Origin of the sequence: Enterobacter cloacae complex sp. 2022EL-00788 (genome assembly GCF_026627565.1) — a bacterium.
GTDB classification, from domain to species: domain Bacteria; phylum Pseudomonadota; class Gammaproteobacteria; order Enterobacterales; family Enterobacteriaceae; genus Enterobacter; species Enterobacter pasteurii.
The window spans coordinates 1-808 of the sequence record NZ_JAPNMC010000039.1; the positions used below are offsets into that span (position 1 = coordinate 1).

Consider the following 808-nt stretch of genomic DNA (forward strand, 5'->3'; position numbering starts at 1 on the left):
GGGGCGGTGTGTTGCCGCTGTACTGCCGTGCAGACGGCTTATACCGCGAGCCCGGTACCGCCATGTCCAGCGCCTCATGCGGGCGTTCAAGGTTATAGACCGTCCGCCAGTGGTCGAAGGCGCGCTGCAGTTCACCCCCGCTCGCGAACCACTTCCCCTGCAGCACCTCTGCCTTCAGGCTGCGGTGAAAACGCTCCAGCTTACCCTGTGTCTGCGGATGATACGGCCGGGAGTGCCCCACCCGGATACCCAGACGCATCAGCCACAGCTCCAGCGCCGTCCAGGTGCCGGTGGTGTCTCCCCACGGTGAGCCGTTATCCATCGTCATCCGGTCCGGCAGGCCGTAGCGTTCAAACACGCTGACCAGCTGCTGCTGCACGGTCTCGCGCCGTTCATCGGTACAGTGCGCCAGGCACAGGGAAAAACGGGAGTGGTCGTCCAGCAGGGTGAGCGGATGGCAGCGGCCCCCGCCAAAGGGAAAGTGGCCCTTAAAATCCATCTGCCAGAGGCGGTTCGGCGCGTCATGTTCGAACCGTCCCGTGACGGGAATGCCCGGTGAAGTGCCCGGCAGCAGACCATGGCGGGCCATAAGGTTATGGACGGTGCTGAAGGCGGGCATAGTGTGCCCCTGGTCTTCCAGCCAGTGCTTTATCTTGCGCGCGCCCCAGCGTTGATGGCGGCCATGGGCCATACGCAGCAGGGCAGTGATGTCGTCAGATGAGCGGTTCGGGGAATGGTGCGGTATGCGCGGGCGGTCCTGAAGGCCCGCGGCCCCTTCCTCCGCCCAGCGGTGAAGCCACTTATAGCC

General features: G+C 64.9%; 1 protein-coding gene. It reads right to left on the bottom strand.

The genetic code is table 11. The annotated features are described in order from the left end of the window. The coding region (locus OWK27_RS24275) for an IS481 family transposase (RefSeq protein WP_267591370.1) at nucleotides 1-808 on the bottom strand (808 nt) is incomplete at both ends.